The sequence below is a fragment of the Aquirufa beregesia genome, assembly GCF_011090385.1.
Classification (GTDB): Bacteria; Bacteroidota; Bacteroidia; order Cytophagales; family Spirosomataceae; genus Aquirufa; species Aquirufa beregesia.
The window spans coordinates 1-309 of the sequence record NZ_SEWW01000044.1; the positions used below are offsets into that span (position 1 = coordinate 1).

Below are 309 nucleotides of genomic sequence, written 5' to 3' on the forward strand. Positions count from 1 at the left end.
TAAAGTCGCCTGCTTGATTCAACACGTTGTTCACTCCTGAGCCTAATCCTGTGATTGCTCCGGTTAACGTGCTCGTTACTGTTACATTATTCGTATTGGCAGCAAAAGTTGTGACCGTATTGCCATAAGCATCTTGGGCTGTCAAGGTATTCGTGCCGGTAAAGGCTGTTCCATTCGTTTGTGGACTCGCTAAGCTAACCGCCAATTTCGTCATCGTTGATGCACTCACGGCTACTGTCAATCGATCTGCTCCTGCAGCAACGATACTTCCATCTGTAACAGCCACAACAGCTGATTCCACATTGTACA

At 46.9% G+C, this 309-nt stretch carries 1 protein-coding gene; it reads right to left on the bottom strand.

Features of this window, described 5'->3' with window-relative positions:
• On the bottom strand, positions 1-309 hold a 309-nt coding region (locus EWU23_RS14460), incomplete at both ends, for a hypothetical protein (protein ID WP_166233199.1).